Origin of the sequence: Paracoccus sp. UBA5162 (assembly GCF_002413585.1) — a bacterium.
Lineage (GTDB): Bacteria > Pseudomonadota > Alphaproteobacteria > Rhodobacterales > Rhodobacteraceae > Paracoccus.
Map to the genome: position 1 here is coordinate 1 of NZ_DHXG01000053.1, position 2,610 is coordinate 2,610.

At 64.2% G+C, this 2,610-nt stretch carries 3 protein-coding genes; 1 reads left to right on the plus strand and 2 read right to left on the minus strand.

The window, feature by feature from the left end:
- Both B4A72_RS07505 and B4A72_RS07510 read right to left on the minus strand, forming a co-directional pair.
- On the minus strand, positions 1-336 hold a 336-nt coding region (locus B4A72_RS07505), incomplete at its 3' end, for a TSUP family transporter (protein WP_292978289.1).
- 80 nt (positions 337-416) lie between these two features.
- Entirely contained in the window at positions 417-1,640 is a 1,224-nt protein-coding gene (locus B4A72_RS07510) for a polyhydroxyalkanoate depolymerase (protein ID WP_228166912.1), read from the minus strand.
- Positions 1,641-1,770: 130 nt separating this feature from the next.
- On the opposite strand from B4A72_RS07510, the gene B4A72_RS07515 reads away from it, so the two are divergent.
- Positions 1,771-2,427, plus strand: coding sequence for a glutathione S-transferase (locus tag B4A72_RS07515; protein WP_228166913.1), 657 nt, complete (start codon positions 1,771-1,773; stop codon positions 2,425-2,427).
- Positions 2,428-2,610: the final 183 nt, after the last annotated feature.

Genomic DNA, 2,610 nt, shown 5'->3' on the forward strand with positions numbered 1-2,610 from the left:
CTGCAGCCCGAACAGCACCGAGATTGCGCCCAGCACGCCAAGCACCGCCACTTCCGACACTTGCGCCGCGAATAGCCAACCCAGCGCGATGCCGACGGCTGCGCCGGGCAGCATCACCTTCAAAATCCCGCCGTCCCAGCTGCGGCGATAGGCCCAGACGCTCACCGCATCCTGCAGGATCAGGATGGGCAGCAGGATCGCCGCCCCGCGTATGGGGTCGACGCCCAGCGCCATGATCGGCATGGCGAGCGCCCCCACGCCGGCGAACCCGCCCTTCGCCAGGCCGGAAATAACGACGGCGATGATCGCGCAGACGAGGTAGAGCGGATCGAGCATCATGCCGCCTGCTCAGCCGCGCAGGACGGCGGCATTCGCCTGTGCCGTGGCGGCGGCCTGCATCGCCCCGAAACCGCGGTTCAGTTCATCGCCAGGATCATGTTCCGCACTTGCGGATAGACCTGCTTTTCCCATTTGCTGCCGGAAAAGACACCATAATGGCCAACGCCGGGCTGAAGATGATGACGCTTGAGGTGCGGGCGCAGGCCCGTGCACAGCGCGTGCGCGGCGGAGGTCTGGCCCACGGCGCAGACATCGTCGCGTTCGCCCTCGACCGTCAGCAGCGCCGTCTTGCGGATCGCGCCCGGATTGATCGGGCGGCCGCGCACGGTCAGCTCGCCCTTGGACAGCAAGGTCCGCTGGAACACCATGTCGACGGTTTCCAGATAGAATTCCTTCGTCATGTCGAGCACGGCGAAATATTCCCGGTAGAAGCTCTTGATCTTGTCGGCGCCGCCTTCATTGCCATCGGCCAGCAGCTGGTAGAGTTCGCGATGCTGGGCGCCATGGCGCTCCATGTTCATCGACATGAAGGCCGACAGCTGGAGGAAACCCGGATAGACTTCCCGGCCGCGCCCGGCATAGCGGAAGGGCACGACGGAGATCAGATTCTCCTCGAACCATTTGATCGGCTTTTCATTGGCAAGATCGTTGACCACGGTCGGCGCGGCATTGGGATCGATGGGGCCGCCCATCAGCGTCATCGACCGCGGCGTCGCCTTGTCCTGATCCTCCGACATCAGCGACACTGCCGCCATGGCGGGCACGCAGGGCTGGCACACCGAGACGAGATGCGCGCCCTCCCCCAGTTCCTGCAGGAAGCGGATCACATAGTCGACATAATCGTCGAAACCGAACCGTCCGGCCGACAGCGGCACGTCGCGCGCATTCTTCCAGTCGGTGATGTAGACATCATGGTCGCGCAGCAATGTTGCGACCGTGCTGCGCAGCAGGGTCGAGAAATGGCCCGACATGGGGGCGACCACCAGCACGCGCGGCTGTTCCACCTCCACTTCGTCCTTGGCGAAATGGAGAAGGTCGCCGAACGGCAACTCCAGCGCGATTTCCTCGCGCACGGCCACTTCGGCATTGCCGCTCTGCACGGTGCGGATGTCATAGGCGGGGCGCTTGTGGGTGAGCTTCGCGCCCTGGAACACGTCCATCAGCGCGAACATGCGGCGCGGCATCGCCCAGTCCGCCATCGGCCCCATCGTATGACGCAGGCTCAGCGCCCATTCGGCGCCCAGCCGCGCGGGGGCCAGCATGTCGTTCCAGGCCTGATAACCACTGTAGAGCATCCGCATGATCGAAATTATGCCTTATACTGACCCTGTGACCCGAATCGGTTCCTTGATGAAACGCTATACAGGCAATTTCTGTTGCGCTGCATCATCATAAATGTGAGTTAAAGGAACATAGCGAGAGGGGAAAGTCATGGCCGACGCGCAACTCACTCTTTCCAGCCGCAATTATTCTTCCTGGTCTTTGCGGGGATGGCTGCTTTGCCGTCTGGCGGGGCTCGCAGTCAGCGAAAAAATGATCGCGCTCGACGATCCGGACAATCGCGCGGAGTTGTTGCTGCTCTCGCCATCGGTGCTGGTGCCGCGCCTGACGCATGAGGGGGCGAGCGTGTGGGACACGCTGGCGATCGCGGAATATCTGCATGAGCTGTATCCGCAGGCCGGCATGTATCCCGCCGATCGCATCGCCCGCGCCCATTGCCGGTCGGTGTCGGGGGAAATCCATTCGGGCTTCGCCAATCTGCGCTCCGCCCTGCCGATGAACCTGAAGGTGCGGCACGACCGCTTCCCCGTCTTCCCTGGCGCACGTCCCGATATCGAGCGGGTCGAGACGATCTGGTCGGAATGCCTGGACAGCTATGGCGGCCCGTGGCTGTTCGGCGCGTCGCCGACCGTCGCCGACGCCATGTTCGCGCCGGTGGTGCAGCGCTTCCTGACCTACGCCGTCGCGGTGAGCCCGACATCGGCCGCCTATTGCGAGACGGTCAACAGCTGGCCGCTGATGCGCGAATGGATCAACGCCGCGCGCCGCGAGCCCGACGAGATGATCGAGCTGGAAACCGAATTCTAGAAGCCCTTCCCCCTGCGCGGGCACGGGGTTAAGGCAGGCGGCATGACTGTTCGCACCCTGCTCCTGGCTCTGAGCCTTGCCGCCGCCCCGATCCTCCCCGCCGCCGTTCAGGCCCAGACGATCGCCCCCGACCAGCTGGAAAGCTCGGTCCGCACGCTTGCGTCCGACCTGTTTCAGGGGCGC